Here is a 15,713-nt window from a genome sequence, read left to right on the forward strand (position 1 = left end):
AGCCCGGCATGGCTGAAGACTTCTCCCAGTACGTCGACCAGATCGCCGAGCTCGCCGCCGAGCACGACCTCGCCGTCGGAGCCGCCGAGTCGCTGACCGGCGGCGCGATCACCTCCGCGCTCGCCCAGGGCGAGTCCGCGGCCGACTGGTGCCGCGGCGGGGTGGTCGCCTACATGCCGACGGTGAAGTTCGACCTGCTCGGCGTCACCCCCGGCCCGCTGATCTCCGACGCCTGCGCCGCCCAGATGGCGGCGGGCGCCGCCAAGGCGCTCGAGGCTGACTACGTCGTCTCCACCACCGGCGCCGGCGGCCCCGGCGAGGAGGAGGGGCACCCGGCCGGCACCGCCGTGATCGGTGTGTGGGCGCGCGGTGAGCAGTCCACCCACTGGGTGAAGGTCGACGGCGACCCGCCGGAGGTGGTCGAGAGCGTCCGCAACCTGGCCCTCGATCGGCTGCTGCAGGCGATCCGGGAAGGGGCTGCGGGCGGATAACCCGCTGCGAGCGCGGTCGCCACCGCCTACGGTCGTGCCATGACCACGCCTGCGAAGACCGAGAAGCCGACCAAGCCCGCCGCCGCCGACGAGATCACCACCCTGCGCGGGTTCCTCGACCACTTCCGCGCCGTGGTGCGCAGCCAGTGCGAGGGGCTGGACGCCGCCCAGCTCGACACCGCCCTGCCGCCCACCACGATGACGCTGGGCGGTCTGCTCAAGCACCTGGCCTACGTCGAGCAGTGGTGGTTCTCGGTCGTCTTCCACGGTGAGGAGCCGGCCGGGATCTGGGCCGACGTCGACTGGGACGCCGACGCGGACTGGGACTGGCACTCCGCGAGCCAGGACAGCCCCGAGGACCTGCTGGCCCTCTTCGACGCCGAGGTGGCCGGCTCGCAGGAGGCACTGGACCGCGCGCTGGCCGAGGGCGGCCTCGAGCAGCTCGCGCGGCGGGGGCGGCCCGGCGAGCAGAAGAGCCTGCGCTGGGTGCTGGTGCACATGATCGAGGAGTACGCCCGGCACGCCGGTCACGGCGACCTGCTCCGCGAGCACGTCGACGGGACCACCGGATTGTGAGCGACCGGGCTGTGAGCCAGGGGATCCGGCCCGCGACCGACGCCGACTGGCCGGCGATCTGGCCGATCTTCTCCGAGGTGGTGGCGGCGGGGGAGACCTACGCCTACCCGGAGGACCTGACCGCCGACGAGGCGAAGGCCCTGTGGCTGGAGCCGCCGCCCGGTGTCTGCGTGGTGCTGGAGGAGGACGGGGCGATCCTCGGGACCGCCAAGATGGGCCCGAACCGCCCCGGACGCGGCGACCACGTCGGCACCGCCTCCTTCATGGTCGCCTCCGCCGCCCGGGGTCGTGGCGTCGGGCGGCGGCTCGGGGAGCACGTCGTGCAGTGGCACCGCGACGCCGGCTTCCGCGCCATCCAGTTCAACGCCGTGGTGGAGACGAACACCTCCGCGGTCGCGCTGTGGCGCTCGCTCGGCTTCGAGGTGGTCGGGACCGTCCCCGGCGCCTTCCGCTCCGCCGCACACGGCTTAGTCGGCCTGCACGTGATGCACCTGCCCCTGGAGTGAGGCAGGCGGGGGGCTTGCACCCCCGGTCTAGCGTTTGACGGGTGACGACGTTCGCCCCCGAGGGCCACACAGAAGCACCCGCCGCCCGGACGCTGGGCCAGCTCCGCGAGTCGGGGCACCAGCTCAGGACGCTGCGCGAGGAGGTGCGCGCCAACCTGCTGGCCCGGCTGGCCGCCGGGGAGGACCCGTGGCCGGGGCTGCACGGCTTCGAGGAGACCGTGATCCCGCAGCTGGAGCGGGCGCTGATCGCCGGCCACGACATCGTGCTCCTCGGCGAGCGCGGCCAGGGCAAGACCCGGCTGCTGCGCACCCTGGTCGGGCTCCTCGACGAGTGGACCCCGGTGATCGCGGGCTCGGAGCTGGGCGAGCACCCCTACGAGCCGATCACCCCGCAGTGGCGGCGGATCGCCGCCGAGCAGGGCGACGAGCTGCCGGTCGAGTGGGTCCACCGCAGCGAGCGGTACGCCGAGAAGCTGGCCACCCCGGACACCTCGGTCGCCGACCTCATCGGCGACGTCGACCCGATGAAGGTCGCCGAGGGCCGCCACCTCGGCGACCCCGAGACGATCCACTTCGGGCTGATCCCGCGCAGCCACCGCGGCATCGTGGCCATCAACGAGCTCCCCGACCTCGCCGAGCGGATCCAGGTGGCGATGCTCAACGTGATGGAGGAGCGCGACATCCAGGTCCGCGGCTACGTGCTGCGCCTGCCCCTCGACGTGCTGGTGGTCGCCAGCGCCAACCCCGAGGACTACACCAACCGCGGGCGGATCATCACCCCCCTCAAGGACCGGTTCGGTGCCGAGATCCGCACCCACTACCCGACCGAGCTCGACGCCGAGCTGGCCGTCATCCGGCAGGAGGCGCACCTGACCGCCGAGGTGCCCGACGCGCTGCTGGAGGTGCTCGCCCGCTTCACCCGGGCGCTGCGCGAGTCCTCGGCCGTCGACCAGCGCTCGGGGGTCAGCGCCCGGTTCGCCATCGCCGGCGCCGAGACGATCGCCGCCTCCGCGCTGCACCGCGCCACCCGTCAGGGCGAGGAGCAGGCCGTGGCCCGGGTGGTCGACCTGGAGACCGCGGTGGACGTGCTGCGCGGCAAGATCGAGTTCGAGACCGGCGAGGAAGGGCGGGAGGCCGAGATCCTCACCCACCTGCTGCGCACCGCCGTCGCCGGCACCGTGCGCGAGCGCTTCCGGGGCCTGGACCTCTCCCTGCTGGTCGACGCGCTGGAGGGCGGCGCGACCGTCTCCACCGGAGGGCAGGTCACCGCCCGGGAGTTCCTCTCCGGCCTGCCGGTGCTGGGGGAGTCCGAGCTCTACGACGACATCGCCGCGCGCATCGCCGCACAGAACGACGGCGAGACGGCGTGCGCGGTCGAGCTCGCCCTCGAGGGCCTCTACCTCGCCCGCAAGATCGGCAAGGACTCCGACGGACGCGAGACGGTCTATGGCTGAGGATCCGCGCGGGGCGGCCTCGTCATGAGCCGCTACCAGCGCTACGACGGGGGCGACCCGCTCGCCCCGCCCGTCGACCTGGCCGAGGCGCTCGACGCGATCGGCCAGGACGTGATGGCCGGCTACTCGCCGGAGCGCTCGATGCAGGAGTTCCTGCGGCGCGGCGGGTCGGACCAGCGCGGGCTCGACGACCTGGCGGCGAAGGTCGCGCAGAAGCGCCGCGAGCTGCTGGGCCGGCACAACCTCGACGGCACCCTCCAGCAGGTCAAGGAGCTGTTGGACAAGGCCGTGCTGGAGGAGCGCAAGCAGCTGGCCCGCGACGTGCAGATGGACGACGGCGACCGCGCCTTCCGCGAGCTGCGCCTCGACGACCTGCCCGCCTCGCCCTCGGCCGCGGTGAGCGAGCTCTCGTCCTACGACTGGGCCAGCAGCGAGGCGCGCCAGACGTATGAGGAGATCAAGGACCTGCTCGGCCGCGAGCTGCTCGACCAGCGGTTCGCCGGCATGAAGGAGGCCCTCGAGGGCGCCGACGAGGAGGACCGGGCGGCGATCAACGAGATGCTCTCCGACCTCAACGACCTGCTCGAGAAGCACGCCCGCGGTGAGGACACCGCCGAGGACTTCCACGAGTTCATGGAGAAGCACGGCGACTTCTTCCCCGAGAGCCCCCAGGACATCGACGAGCTGCTCGACGCGCTCGCCGAGCGCAGCGCCGCCGCCCAGCGGATGCTCAACTCGATGACGCCGGAGCAGCGCGCCGAGCTGATGGAGCTCTCGACGCAGGCCTTCGGCAGCCCCGAGCTGATGCAGCAGCTCGCCCGGATGGACGCCAACCTCCAGGCGCTGCGACCCGGCGAGGACTGGGGAGGCTCCCAGCGCTTCGACGGCGAGGAGGGCCTCGGTCTCGGCGACGGGACCGGCGTCCTCCAGGACCTCGCCGACCTCGACACGCTGGCCGAGCAGCTGGCCCAGTCCTACGGCGGCGCCCGCCTCGACGACGTCGACCTCGACAAGCTCGCCCGCCAGCTCGGCGACGAGGCGGCTGTCGACGCCCGCAAGCTCGCCGAGCTCGAGCGTGCCCTGCGCGACTCCGGCTACCTGCGCCGCAGCTCCGAGGGGGAGCTGCGCCTGAGCCCCAAGGCGATGCGGCAGCTGGGCCGGGCGCTGCTGCGCGACGTGGCCACCCGGCTCTCGGGACGTCAGGGGCAGCGCGACGTGCGACGCACCGGAGCGGCGGGGGAGCTGACCGGCTCCTCGCGGGCCTGGGAGTTCGGTGACACCGAGCCGTGGGACGTCACCCGCACCGTCGCCAACGCCGTGCTGCGCACCTCCGCCGGCGGCGGCGCCGTCAGCGGCGGGGTCCGGCTCCAGCTCGACGACCTCGAGGTCGCCGAGACCGAGGCCCGCACCCAGGCCTGCGTGGCGCTGCTGGTCGACACCAGCTTCTCGATGGCGATGGACGGGCGCTGGGTGCCGATGAAGCGCACCGCCCTGGCCCTGCACCAGCTGATCGCCTCCCGCTTCCGCGGCGACGCGCTCCAGGTGATCGCCTTCGGCCGGCACGCCCAGGTGATGGACATCGAGGAGCTCACCGCGCTGGACGCCAAGTGGGCCAAGGGCACCAACCTCCACCACGGCCTGCTGCTGGCCAACCGGCACTTCCGCAAGCACCCGCAGGCCCAGCCGGTGCTGCTGGTGGTCACCGACGGGGAGCCCACCGCCCACCTGGAGGCCGACGGCGAGGTGTGGTTCAGCTACCCGCCCCACCCGCTGACCATCGCCCACACGGTCCGCGAGCTCGACGCGGCCCGCCGGCTCGGGGCCCAGACCACCTTCTTCCGGCTGGGGGAGGACCCCGGCCTGGCCCGCTTCATCGACTCGATGGCGCGGCGGGTCGACGGACGGATGGTCTCCCCGGAGCTCGACGACCTCGGCGCCGCCGTGGTCGGCAGCTACCTGGGCTCGCGGGCGCCGTCGTCGTCGTACGGCGACCTGGGCGGTTGGGCGGGTGGCTGGGGCGACCGCGGCTTCTGGGTGGGCGAGTGAGGCCCGGCCGGGCGGCGCCCCACCCCCGGGGTCGCTAGCCTCGGGTCGTATGGACATCCTCGGGAGCGGACCGGACCAGCTGCGCGCCACGCGCACCAGCGTCAAGTGGCGGGCCTACCCGCCCGACGTGCTGCCCCTGTGGGTGGCCGAGATGGACGCGGCGCCCTGCCCGCCGGTGGTCGAGGCGGTCACCGACGCGCTGCGCCGCGGGGACACCGGCTATGCCTGGAGCCCGCCGCTGATCGAGGCCTTCACCCGCTTCGCGGCACGACGCTGGGGCTGGCAGGTCGCTCCCGAGCGGGTGATGCAGGTGCCCGACGTGATGATCGGCATCGAGCAGATCATCCAGTCCCGGGTGCCGGTGGGCGGCGCGGTGGTGGTGAGCCCACCGGTCTACGACTCCTTCTTCGGGTTCGTCGCCGCCACCCGGCGCCGGCTGGTGGAGGCGCCCCTGGGCGACGCCCACCGGCTCGACCTCGACGCCCTCGACGTGGCCTTCGCCGAGGCGGGGATGGGCTCGGCCTACCTGCTGTGCAACCCGCAGAACCCCACCGGCACCGTGCACACCCCCGAGGAGCTCGCCCGGGTCGCCGCCCTGGCCGACGAGCACGGGGTCCTGGTGGTCTCCGACGAGATCCATGCCCCGCTGGTCCACCCCGGCGCCACCTTCACCCCCTACCTCTCGGTGCCGGGTGCCGGGCGAGGGCTGGCCCTGGTCAGCGGCTCGAAGACCTGGAACCTGCCCGGCCTCAAGACTGCCCTGCTGGTGGCCGGTCACGAGACCGGTCACGGGCTGCACGAGGTGGTCACCCACGGCGCCCAGCACCTGGCGGTCCTCGCCCAGACCGCCGCCTACGACCACGGCGAGCTGTGGCTCGACCAGCTGATCGGCGAGCTGGTGGAGCGCCGCCGACTGCTGCTCGACCTGCTCGCCGTGCACCTGCCCGAGGTCGTGGCGGCCCCCTCGGAGGCGACCTACCTGGCCTGGCTGGACTGCTCGCGCCTCGGCCTGGAGGACCCGGCCGCCACCTTCCTGGAGCGGGGGGTGGCGCTGGTCCCGGGGGTCCGGTACGACCCCCGGGCCACCCAGTGGGTGCGCCTCAACTTCGCCACCTCGCCCGAGATGATCAGCAAGGCCGTGCGCCGGATGGCGGGCTGAGCGGGCTCACGCCCAGCGGCGGACCGCCCAGCGCTCCACCACCCCGAGCACGGCGTCGGTGGTCTTGCCGAGCACGGCGAGCAGCACGATGGCCAGCAGCAGCCGGTCGGTGCGCCCGTTGTTCTGGGAGTCGACGAGCAGGAAGCCCAGCCCCTGGGAGGAGGCGATCAGCTCCGCGGCGACCAGGAAGAGCCACGACTGGGCCAGGGCGAGCCGCAGTCCCGAGAAGACGGCCGGCACCACCGCGGGCAGCTGGACGGTGGTGAGCAGCTTCACCCCGCGCAGTCCGAAGGCGCGGGCAGCCTCGACCAGCTGGCGGTCGACGTGGCGCAACGCCAGGTGGACGGTGGTGAAGACGGGGAACATGGCGCCGATGGCGATCAGGGTGATCTTGGAGTCCTCGCCGAGCTTCATCCACAAGATGAGCAGCGGCACCCAGGCCAGCGACGGCACCGCCCGGAGCGCCCCGACCGTGGGGGCGAGCAGCAGGTCGGCGACCCGGGAGAGCCCCAGCAGCGAGCCCAGCACGATGCCCACCGAGGCGCCGACCGCGAAGCCGACCAGCACCCGCTGGGTGGAGATGTGGACGTGGCCCAGCAGCTCGTCGCGCTCCAGCAGCCCGTGGGCCGCCTCGAGGACGGCGCCGGGGGCCGGCAGCTGGACGGGACTGAAGACGCCGGCCCGGCTGAGCAGGTGCCACCCCAACAGCAGCAGGGCCGGCAGCACCAGCCCGCCCAGCACCCGGACCGCGGGGTGCGCGAGCCAGGCCGCACCCTGGCGGCCGTGGCCCACGGGGGCGCGGACGCCCTCGTCGGCGGGCCGGTCGGCATGGGCCCGGCTCGCGCCCGCCATCAGTCGGCCACCCGGCTCGCGTCGGCGCCGGCGGCGTACTCGTCCTCGAGGAGGGTGTCGAGGGCCTCGTCGATCTGCGCCTGCTCCTCGACGTCGCCGGACTCCACGAACAGCGGACCCACGGTGGTGAGCACGTCGAGCTGCGCCTGCCCCGGGACGTGGTCGAAGTCGAGGTTGGTCCGCTCGGTGAGCACGGTGCGGGCCACCCCCTCCTCGATCGCCGCGGCCTCGGCGAGGATGGAGACGGCCTCGTCGGGGTTGTCCCCGATCCAGTCGCGGGCCTTCGCGTAGGCGTCGACCACCAGCTGGGCCAGCTCGGGCTCCGCGGAGAGGAACTCCTCGGTGGCGTTGAGGAAGCCGTAGGTGTTGAAGTCGATGTCGCGGTAGATCAGCTTGGCGCCCTCCTGCTCGGCGGCGGCCATGATCGGGTCGAGGCCCGCCCACGCGTCGACCGAGCCGTTGGCCAGCGCCGACCAGCCGTCGGCGTGCTGCAGGTTCTGCACCGTCACCTCGTCGGGGTCGACCCCCTCGGCGGCCAGGGACTGGAGCAGGAAGAAGTAGGGGTCGGTGCCCTTGGTGGCCGCCACCTGCTTGCCGGCCAGGTCGGCGACCGTCTTGACCTTGGAGTCCTCGCCGACCACGATCGCCGCCCACTCCGGCTGGGAGTAGATGTCGATGGTGCGGATCGGGGAGCCGTTGGCCCTGGCCAGCAGGGCCGCGGAGCCGGCCGTGGAGCCGACGTCGATGGCGTTGGCCCGCAGCGCCTCGTTGGCCTTGTTGGAGCCGTCGGACTTCACCCAGGTGACCTTGACGCCCTCCTCGGCCAGGGCCGCCTCCAGCCAGCCCTGGTCCTTGATCACCAGGCTGAGCGGGTTGTAGGTGGCGTAGTCGATCTCCAGGGAGCGCTCGTCGCTCCCGGCCTCGGCCTCGCCCTCGGCGCAGGCGGCGGTGCCCAGCAGCAGGCCGGCCGCCAGCAGGCCGGTGAGGGTGCGACGCAGGGCCGTCGGGTGGTGCTTGGTCACGATGGTTCCTCTTCTTCGGTGGTGGGTTCTCGGTGGTGGGTCAGTGGCGGTGGGCGTCGACGCCGAGGCTCTCCAGCAGCCGGCCCCGGAGCAGGGCGAGCTCGACGGAGCCGCGGTCGCGCGGGCGCTCCCCGGGGACGGTGACCACCTCGGCGACGCCGGCGGCCTGCTGCCCCTCGTCGCGGCCGAGGACGACGACCCGGTCGGCGAGCTGGAGCGCCTCGTCGACGTCGTGGGTGACCAGCAGGACGGTGGTGGGGCTGGCCCGGCGTACGTCGAGGAGCAGGTCCTGCATCTTCATCCGGGTCAGCGCGTCCAGGGCGCCGAAGGGCTCGTCCAGCAGCAGCACGCCGGGCCGCCGGGCCAGCGCGCGGGCCAGCGAGGTGCGCTGGGCCATGCCGCCGGAGACCTCGCGGGGACGGTGGTCGGCGTGCTCGGCCAGCCCGACCAGCTCGAGGAGCTCGTCGACCAGCTCCTCCCCGGCGCCCCGGGGGGTCCCGGCGGGCAGCCCGAGGGCGACGTTGGCCCGCAGCGTGCGCCAGGGGAGCAGCCGCGGCTCCTGGAAGGCCACCGCGCAGCGGCTCTCGATGCCCTGGACGGGCCGGTCGCCGACCAGGACCCCGCCGGTGGTCGGCTGGTCGAGGCCCGCGGTGACCCGGAGCAGGGTCGACTTGCCGCAGCCGCTGGGACCCAGCAGCGCGACCACCTCGCCGGCCGCGATCACCAGGTCGACGTCGCGCAGGACCTCGCGCCGCTGCGCGCCCGTGCCGAACGCGCGGCCGACGCCCTGCAGGCGGACCTGGAGCGCCTGGGCGGGGGCGGCGACGCCGGACGGCGAGGGGGTGGGCGGGGCGAGGAGACTCATGGCGATCCCGTCTTCAAGAGCGGTAAGTAGAGAGACTTACTGCAATTAAAGCGGATGAGGGGCCGTCCTGTCGCCAGGGTCCGGGGAGTGTCGCTAGTCGGCGAAGCCCGGCAGCGACTCCTCCAGCAGGCCCCGGAAGGGCACCTCGGCCTCCAGCTGGCAGAGCAGCCCGATCCCGCCCAGCCAGGTCCGGTGGATCAGCAGGTAGGAGGGGGGCAGGTTGATCCTGGTCGCCATCGTGAAGTGCGGGGCGCGGGGGTCGTTGAGTCGCTCGTACTGGGCGCGCATCCACTCCCGGCTGAACTGGAAGCGCTCCACGGTCAGCGGCTCCAGGATGGGGCCGAGGTACTCCAGCAGCGCGTCGGCGTCCACCCGGACGCCGGGGCGCACGAATCCTTCCTCGCGCAGGCCCTCCAGCAGCACCTCGCCCTCCCCGGTCGCGGCGGCGCGCAGCAGGGGCCCCATGGCCTCGGGGAAGGTGCCACCCGGCAGGCGGGCCACGGCGCCGAAGTCGAGCACCCCGAGGCGGCCCGGGGAGCCGTCCTCGGCCGGGACGGTGCGGAAGTTCCCGGGGTGGGGGTCGGCGTGCAGCATCCCGGTCCGGCTGGGGCCGGCGAAGTTGAAGCGGACCAGGAGGTCGCCGTAGTGGTCGCGCTCCTCCTGGCTGCCCTCGGAGATGATCCGGGCCAGCGAGCCCTCGCTCTCCAGCCACTCGGTCACCAGGACCGTCTCGGTGGCGAACACGACGTGGGGGACCAGGATCTCGGGGTCGGAGTCGAAGGCCTCCGCGAAGACCTGCTGGGCCTCGGCCTCCATCGCGTAGTCGAGCTCCTCGGCCGCCCGCTCCTGCAGCTCGCGGACCAGGGCGGCGACGTCGAGGCCGGGGAAGGCCGGGGCCATGCTGCGCGCCACCCGTGCGAGCCGCCGCAGGTCGCCCAGCAGCGCCTCGTCGGCGCCGGGGAACTGCACCTTGATCGCGACCTCGCGGCCGTCGCGCCAGGTGCCGCGGTGCACCTGGCCGATCGAGGCCGCGGCAGCCGCCGCCCCGTCGAGCCAGGTGATCTGCTCGCGCCAGTCGGGTCCGAGCGACTCCTCGATGGCGTCACGCACCTGCTGGGTGCTCATCGTGGGGGCGTTGTCCTGGAGCGCGGTGAGCTGCTCGCGGTAGGGCGCCGCGGCGCTCTCCGGCAGGGCGGCCTCGAGGACCGAGAGTGCCTGGCCGAACTTCATCGCCCCGCCCTTGAGCTCGCCGAGGGTGCGGAAGAGCTGCTCGGCGGTGCGCTGCTGCACGTCGTTGAGCACCGCGTCGGCGGGCTTGCCGCCGAGGCGCTTGCCCATGCCCCACGCGGTGCGGCCGGCGTACCCGAGGGGGAGCGCGGCGAGACGAGCCGTGCGGGTGACGGCCTTGCGCGGCAGATCGACCATCCCCCCAGTGTGGCCGATATGTGGTGGCGAGGCGCCGCTCATCTGCTTCTAGACCTCGCGTCGCGCGACCGACGGGCCCGGCGCAGGGGCGGCGGACCGCCCGGCCGCGAGGGCGAGGTAGGTGCCGAGGCCCAGGAGGACGAGGGCGGGCACCAGCCAGGGCCGGACCAGCGGCCGCATCAGGGTGAGGTCGAGCCACCCCACGGTGGCCAGCGCGTAGACCACGAAGAGCGCCAGGCAGCCACCGACCAGGGTGAGGAGCCCCGGGGCCGACCGGTCCGCCGCCAGCAGGAGACCGGTGAGCAGGACGAGACCGGCCGAGAGCAGGAGGAAGGGCAGGAGGAGGAAGATGCCGGCGCCGAACAGGTACGGCGGCTCCATGTCGAAGTCCGAGAGCGGGCTGAGGTGCAGTGCGTAGTGGGCCACCGCCCACCCGGCCGCCAGGACCAGCAGCGCCCGGAACCCGGCCCGGTCCCGGGACGCAGCCGCGGCGACCAGCACTCCGAGGAGGAGCAGGCCGAGTCCGCTCCGGACCGCGGCGGGCCCGCCGGGGCCGACCGCGGCCACCGCCACCAGGACCAGCCCGGCCGCCCCCGCGAGCCGGGACCCGGCCCGCGCCAGGGTCAGGAGGGCGCCTGGGGCGGTGTCCTCGCTGGCGTCGGCGGTCGGCTGCACGGGCCGACCCTGTCAGTCGCGCGGCGCCGGCGCCATCTCCCGGGCCGGATCCTCACGGGACCTTCACACGGCCGGGAACCGGACGCCGGTGTTGGCGTGGCAGCGGTAGCCGAACGGGTTCTTCGCCAGGTACTGCTGGTGCGCGTCCTCGGCGTAGTAGTAGCCGGCCTCGTCCGCAGGCCGGATCTCGGTGGTGATGTCGCCCAGCTGGCGGCGCGCCAGCTCGTCGCCGTAGACCTTGGTCAGCTCCTGGGCGACCTGCTCCTGCTCGGGGGTGGTGAAGTAGATCGCCGAGCGGTACTGGGTGCCCACGTCGTTGCCCTGCCGCATGCCCTGGGTCGGGTCGTGGATCTCGAAGAACCTCTTCACCAGGTCGGCGAAGGAGACGACCTGGGGGTCGAAGACGATCCGCACGGCCTCGGTGTGGCCGGTCCGCCCGGAGCAGACCTCCTCGTACGTCGGGTGCGGGGTGAGGCCGCCGGCGTAGCCGACGGAGGTCGACCACACGCCGTCGACCTGCCAGTAGATCTCCTCCGCACCCCAGAAGCAGCCGAGGCCGAAGATCGCCACCTCCAAGCCCTCGGGCACCTCGTCGCTCTGCACCGGCGTCTTGAGCACCAGGTGCTGGCCGAGACGCCACGGCTGGTGTTCCCGGCCGGGCAGGGCCTGGGCGGGCGAGGGCAGGTGGGACTTGTCGCGGCCGAACAGCACGGGATCTCCTCAGGGTCGACGGGCTCGGACTGCTACAACGCCGCGGGCGGCCATCTGCTTCCCCCCGGCGCGGGTCTAGTCTCGGGCGGGTGAGCCAGTCCAACAGCAGCGAGCACGCCCACAAGTCCGGATTCGAGACCCGCGCGATCCACGCCGGCTACCAGCCCGACCCGACCACCGGGGCGGTGATCCCGCCGATCTACGCCACCAGCACCTACAAGCAGGACGGCGTGGGCGGGATGCGCGGCGGCTACGAGTACAGCCGCTCGGCCAACCCGACGCGGACCGCCCTGGAGGGCGCGCTGGCCGCGGTGGAGGAGGGGGAGCGGGGCTTCGCCTTCGCCTCCGGGCTCGCCGCGGAGGACACCCTGGTCCGGGCGCTGTGCCGCCCCGGCGACCACGTGGTGCTGCCCGACGACGCCTACGGCGGCACCTACCGCCTCTTCGACAAGGTCGAGCAGAACTGGGGCCTGACCCACAGCCCCGCCGCCGTCTCCGACGTCGACGCGGTGCGCGCGGCCATCCAGCCCGGCCGCACCAGGCTGGTCTGGGTGGAGACGCCGACGAACCCGCTGCTCAACATCGGCGACATCGAGGCGCTCGCGGCCGTGGCGCACGACGCCGGGGCGCTGCTGGTGGTGGACAACACCTTCGCCTCGCCCTACCTCCAGCAGCCCCTCGTGCTGGGCGCCGACGTGGTGGTCCACTCCACCACCAAGTACGTCGGTGGGCACTCCGACGTGGTCGGTGGGGCGCTGGTCGTCCGCGACCTCGAGGTGGCCGAGAAGGTCGCCTTCCACCAGAACTCCATCGGGGCCGTCCCCGGTCCGTTCGACTCCTTCCTCACCCACCGGGGGCTCAAGACGCTGGCGGTCCGGATGGACCGGCACTGCGACAACGCAGAGCGGGTCGTCGACTTCCTCACCGGCCACCGGGCGGTGGCCGAGGTGATCTATCCCGGTCTCGCCGAGCACCCTGGCCACGAGGTGGCCGCCAAGCAGATGAAGCGGTTCGGCGGCATGGTCAGCTTCCGGGTGGCCGCCGGCGAGCAGGCCGCCCTCGACGTCTGCGCGCGCGCCGAGGTCTTCACCCTGGGCGAGTCGCTGGGCGGCGTGGAGTCGCTGATCGAGCACCCCGGCCGGATGACCCACGCCAGCGTGGCCGGCACCGACCTGGAGGTGCCGGCCGACCTGGTCCGGCTCAGCGTGGGCATCGAGACGGTCGACGACCTGCTGGCCGACCTCGACCGCGCCCTGGGCTGAGGACTCGCACCCCGTCGAGGGGCGTCGGGGCCGGCCCGGGTGGTGGCCTGGGTAGCCTGACGAGGTGACGGACGACGGGGACCAGGGGCGCGGCCCGGACAGCGGCGCCACCCAGGTGGAGGAACGGGCCGGCGGACCGGCGGAGGGGCAGGCCGAGCGACGGGTCCGCGAGAGCCTCGGCGAGCGGATCACCCAGCAGCTTGCCCACCAGTGGGCGCTGATCCGGGCCGAGCGTCGTGAGGCGCCCCCGGCTATCACCGGCGGCGCCTCGAACTTCAGCCGGGCCCAGGTGCCGTGGGGCCTCGACCTGGCCGCGGCGTGGTCGTGGCGGTTCCTGGTCATCGCGGTGGCCGTCTACCTGATCGCCCGCACGATCGCGGACTTCGCGGTGGTCACGCTGCCGCTGGCCATCGCCCTGCTCATCACCGCCCTGGTCACCCCGTTGGTGCGGGGGATGACGCGGATCAGGATCCCGCGGGGGGTCGCCAGCATCACCACGGTGGTGCTCACCCTCGGGGTGCTCGGACTGCTGCTCACCTTCGCCGGACAGCAGGTGGCCAACGGCGCCTCCGACCTCGCCGACCAGGTGGTGCAGGGTCTCCAGGAGATCCGGGTGTGGCTGCGCGACGGCCCGCTCAACGCCAGCGAGAGCCAGATCAACGACTACATCAAGGTGGCGCAGGACGCCATCACCGAGGGCTCCCGGAACGGGGCGGTGGTCAGCCAGGTCACCGGCCTCGGAACCGCCCTGGGCCACGTCACCGCGGGCTTCTTCATCGTCCTGTTCGCCACCTACTTCTTCCTCGCCGACGGCGAGCGGATCTGGGCCTGGATGGTCCGTCTCGCCCCGCGAGCCGCGCGTGAGCACGTCGACAACTCCGGTCGGGTCGCCTGGGTCTCGCTGACCCAGTTCGTGCGGGCCACGGTGATCGTCGCCCTGGTCGACGCGATCGGGGTGATGGTCGTGGCGCAGGTCCTCGGGGTCCCCTTCGTGCTGGCCATCGGGGTGCTGGTCTTCCTCGGTGCCTTCGTGCCGATGATCGGCGCCACCGTCGCGGGGTCGGTGGCGGTGCTGGTGGCGCTGGTCGACCAGGGGCTGTTCACCGCGCTGCTGATGCTCGGCGGGGTCATCGTGGTCCAGCAGCTCGAGGGGCACATCCTCCAGCCCTTCCTGATGGGCCGTTTCGTCTCCCTCCACCCCCTCGGGGTCATCGTGGCGATCGCCTGCGGACTGCTGGTGGCCGGCATCGGCGGCGCGCTGGTCGCCGTCCCGCTGGTCGCCGCGGCCAACGCGGTGGTCCAGCACCTGGCCGAGCAGACCGACGTGGGGGAGGACGAGCCCGACGACGTGCTGGACGCGGAGATAGCCGAGGAACGGGCGGCGGGGAACCGCGCCGACGCGGTCCCCGCCCCCGACAGTCCGGTGGTCGAGGACGACGAGGGACGACGTGACGACGCCTGAGGCGGTCACCCTCGCCGACGTCGAGGCGGCGGCGCTGGCCCTGGACGGCGTGGCGGTCCGCACCCCGATGGAGGAGTCGCGCTGGCTCTCCGGCCTGGTCGGCGGCCCGGTGCACCTCAAGTGCGAGAACCTCCAGCGCACGGGCTCCTTCAAGGCCCGCGGCGCCTACGTGCGGATCTCCCGGCTGAGCGCCGCGGAGCGGGCCCGCGGCGTGGTGGCGGCCTCGGCCGGCAACCACGCCCAGGGCGTCGCCCTCGCCGCCGCCATGCTCGGCATCCGGGCCACCGTCTTCATGCCCGAGGGTGCCCCCATCCCCAAGGAGCGCGCCACCCGGGGCTACGGCGCGGAGGTTGTCTTCGCCGGGCGCCACCTCGAGGACGCCCTCGCGGCCGCGCGGGACTTCTCCGCCCGCACCGGCGCCGTGCTGATCCACCCCTTCGACCACCCCGACGTGGTGGCCGGCCAGGGCACCTGCGGGCTGGAGGTCCTCGAGCAGACGCCCGTGCTGCGCACGCTGCTGGTCCCCACGGGTGGGGGCGGGCTGCTCGCCGGGATCGCGATCGCGGTGAAGACCCGGCGCCCGGACGTGCGGGTGATCGGGGTGCAGGCGGAGGGAGCCGCGGCGTTCCCCGGCTCGCTGGCCGCCGGGGGGCCGACGGCCCTGGCCGCGATGAGCACGATGGCCGACGGCATCGCGGTGGGCCTGCCCGGGGAGATCACCTTCGCGGCGGTGCGCGAGCACGTCGACGAGATCCGCACCGTCTCGGAGGAGTCGCTCTCCCGGGCGCTGCTGGCGCTGCTGGAGCGCGCCAAGATGGTCGTCGAGCCCGCCGGAGCGGCGGGGGTGGCGGCCCTGCTCGACGACCCGACGGCCTTCGAGACCCCGGCGGTGGCGGTCCTCTCCGGAGGCAACATCGACCCGTTGCTGCTGGGCCGGGTGATCCGGCACGGCCTCGCCGCGGACGGGCGCTACCTCTACCTGCGCGTCTGCATCCCGGACAGCCCGGGAGGCCTGGCCCAGCTGCTGGCCGAGGTCAGCGAGACGGGCGCCAACGTGCTCGAGGTCGCCCACGAGCGCACCTCACCCAGCCTGGCCCTCGACGAGGTCGAGGTCAGGCTCCAGCTGGAGACGCGGGGCGCCCCGCACGCCGAGAAGGTGCTGGCTCGGCTGCGGGAGCGCGGCCACCGCGTCTACGAGTGAGCCGGA

At 73.6% G+C, this 15,713-nt stretch carries 15 protein-coding genes; 9 read left to right on the forward strand and 6 right to left on the reverse strand.

Going from position 1 to position 15,713, the window contains the following annotated elements; genetic code table 11:
- Window positions 1-8 precede the first annotated feature (8 nt).
- The 6 genes from AC4BG9_RS14015 to AC4BG9_RS14040 are packed head-to-tail and all read left to right on the forward strand — an operon-like array spanning window position 9 to window position 6,232.
- On the forward strand, window positions 9-491 hold the full coding sequence (locus AC4BG9_RS14015) for a nicotinamide-nucleotide amidohydrolase family protein (RefSeq protein ID WP_490571724.1): 483 nt from the start codon (window positions 9-11) through the stop codon (window positions 489-491).
- A gap of 39 nt (window positions 492-530) precedes the next feature.
- The gene (locus tag AC4BG9_RS14020) at window positions 531-1,067 is read left to right on the forward strand and encodes a DinB family protein (RefSeq protein ID WP_490571725.1); all 537 of its coding nucleotides are present in this window, start codon (window positions 531-533) and stop codon (window positions 1,065-1,067) included.
- 11 nt (window positions 1,068-1,078) lie between these two features.
- On the forward strand, window positions 1,079-1,573 hold the full coding sequence (locus AC4BG9_RS14025; protein WP_490571726.1) for a GNAT family N-acetyltransferase: 495 nt from the start codon (window positions 1,079-1,081) through the stop codon (window positions 1,571-1,573).
- Window positions 1,574-1,614: 41 nt separating this feature from the next.
- A complete protein-coding gene (locus AC4BG9_RS14030; RefSeq protein WP_490571727.1) occupies window positions 1,615-3,027 on the forward strand; it encodes a sigma 54-interacting transcriptional regulator in 1,413 nt (470 codons plus the stop codon).
- A 24-nt stretch (window positions 3,028-3,051) separates the two neighbouring features.
- Entirely contained in the window at window positions 3,052-5,073 is a 2,022-nt protein-coding gene (locus tag AC4BG9_RS14035; protein ID WP_490571728.1) for a vWA domain-containing protein, read from the forward strand.
- Between the two features lie 49 nt (window positions 5,074-5,122).
- A complete protein-coding gene (locus AC4BG9_RS14040; RefSeq protein ID WP_490571729.1) occupies window positions 5,123-6,232 on the forward strand; it encodes a MalY/PatB family protein in 1,110 nt (369 codons plus the stop codon).
- A 6-nt stretch (window positions 6,233-6,238) separates the two neighbouring features.
- Here AC4BG9_RS14040 and AC4BG9_RS14045 read toward each other — a convergent pair whose 3' ends face one another.
- The 6 genes from AC4BG9_RS14045 to msrA form a co-directional block, all read right to left on the reverse strand.
- Window positions 6,239-7,084: an ABC transporter permease gene (locus AC4BG9_RS14045; protein WP_490571730.1), complete on the reverse strand. Its 846-nt coding sequence runs from the start codon at window positions 7,082-7,084 to the stop codon at window positions 6,239-6,241.
- Entirely contained in the window at window positions 7,084-8,106 is a 1,023-nt protein-coding gene (locus AC4BG9_RS14050) for an aliphatic sulfonate ABC transporter substrate-binding protein (RefSeq protein WP_490571731.1), read from the reverse strand. Before AC4BG9_RS14050 ends, AC4BG9_RS14045 begins: the two co-directional genes overlap by 1 nt.
- A gap of 40 nt (window positions 8,107-8,146) precedes the next feature.
- A complete protein-coding gene (locus tag AC4BG9_RS14055; protein WP_490571732.1) occupies window positions 8,147-8,971 on the reverse strand; it encodes an ABC transporter ATP-binding protein in 825 nt (274 codons plus the stop codon).
- 93 nt (window positions 8,972-9,064) lie between these two features.
- On the reverse strand, window positions 9,065-10,396 hold the full coding sequence (locus AC4BG9_RS14060; protein ID WP_490571733.1) for an ABC1 kinase family protein: 1,332 nt from the start codon (window positions 10,394-10,396) through the stop codon (window positions 9,065-9,067).
- Window positions 10,397-10,444: 48 nt separating this feature from the next.
- Complete coding sequence (locus AC4BG9_RS14065) at window positions 10,445-11,071, reverse strand: hypothetical protein (RefSeq protein WP_490571734.1); 627 nt, start codon at window positions 11,069-11,071, stop codon at window positions 10,445-10,447.
- A 63-nt stretch (window positions 11,072-11,134) separates the two neighbouring features.
- Window positions 11,135-11,782 carry a peptide-methionine (S)-S-oxide reductase MsrA gene (msrA, locus tag AC4BG9_RS14070; protein ID WP_490571735.1) on the reverse strand — a complete coding sequence of 216 codons (648 nt, stop codon included), beginning with the start codon at window positions 11,780-11,782 and terminating at the stop codon, window positions 11,135-11,137.
- Between the two features lie 89 nt (window positions 11,783-11,871).
- Between msrA and AC4BG9_RS14075 the strand changes: the two genes are divergently transcribed.
- The 3 genes from AC4BG9_RS14075 (at window position 11,872) to ilvA (ending at window position 15,707) form a co-directional block, all read left to right on the forward strand.
- A complete protein-coding gene (locus AC4BG9_RS14075) occupies window positions 11,872-13,044 on the forward strand; it encodes a cystathionine gamma-synthase (protein ID WP_490571736.1) in 1,173 nt (390 codons plus the stop codon).
- Between the two features lie 64 nt (window positions 13,045-13,108).
- Complete coding sequence (locus AC4BG9_RS14080; protein ID WP_490571737.1) at window positions 13,109-14,506, forward strand: AI-2E family transporter; 1,398 nt, start codon at window positions 13,109-13,111, stop codon at window positions 14,504-14,506.
- On the forward strand, window positions 14,493-15,707 hold the full coding sequence (gene ilvA / locus AC4BG9_RS14085) for a threonine ammonia-lyase (protein WP_490571738.1): 1,215 nt from the start codon (window positions 14,493-14,495) through the stop codon (window positions 15,705-15,707). Before AC4BG9_RS14080 ends, ilvA begins: the two co-directional genes overlap by 14 nt.
- Window positions 15,708-15,713 lie beyond the last annotated feature (6 nt).

This window comes from Nocardioides sp. Z40_12, from assembly GCF_058215795.1.

Coding starts and splice junctions, on each gene's coding strand:
- AC4BG9_RS14045 (WP_490571730.1), bottom strand. CDS start 7,084: ATGGCGGGCGCGAGCCGGGCCCATGCCGACCGGCCCGCCGACGAGGGC.
- AC4BG9_RS14055 (WP_490571732.1), bottom strand. CDS start 8,971: ATGAGTCTCCTCGCCCCGCCCACCCCCTCGCCGTCCGGCGTCGCCGCC.
- AC4BG9_RS14020 (WP_490571725.1), top strand. CDS start 531: ATGACCACGCCTGCGAAGACCGAGAAGCCGACCAAGCCCGCCGCCGCC.
- AC4BG9_RS14035 (WP_490571728.1), top strand. CDS start 3,052: ATGAGCCGCTACCAGCGCTACGACGGGGGCGACCCGCTCGCCCCGCCC.
- AC4BG9_RS14015 (WP_490571724.1), top strand. CDS start 9: ATGGCTGAAGACTTCTCCCAGTACGTCGACCAGATCGCCGAGCTCGCC.
- AC4BG9_RS14060 (WP_490571733.1), bottom strand. CDS start 10,396: ATGGTCGATCTGCCGCGCAAGGCCGTCACCCGCACGGCTCGTCTCGCC.
- AC4BG9_RS14040 (WP_490571729.1), top strand. CDS start 5,123: ATGGACATCCTCGGGAGCGGACCGGACCAGCTGCGCGCCACGCGCACC.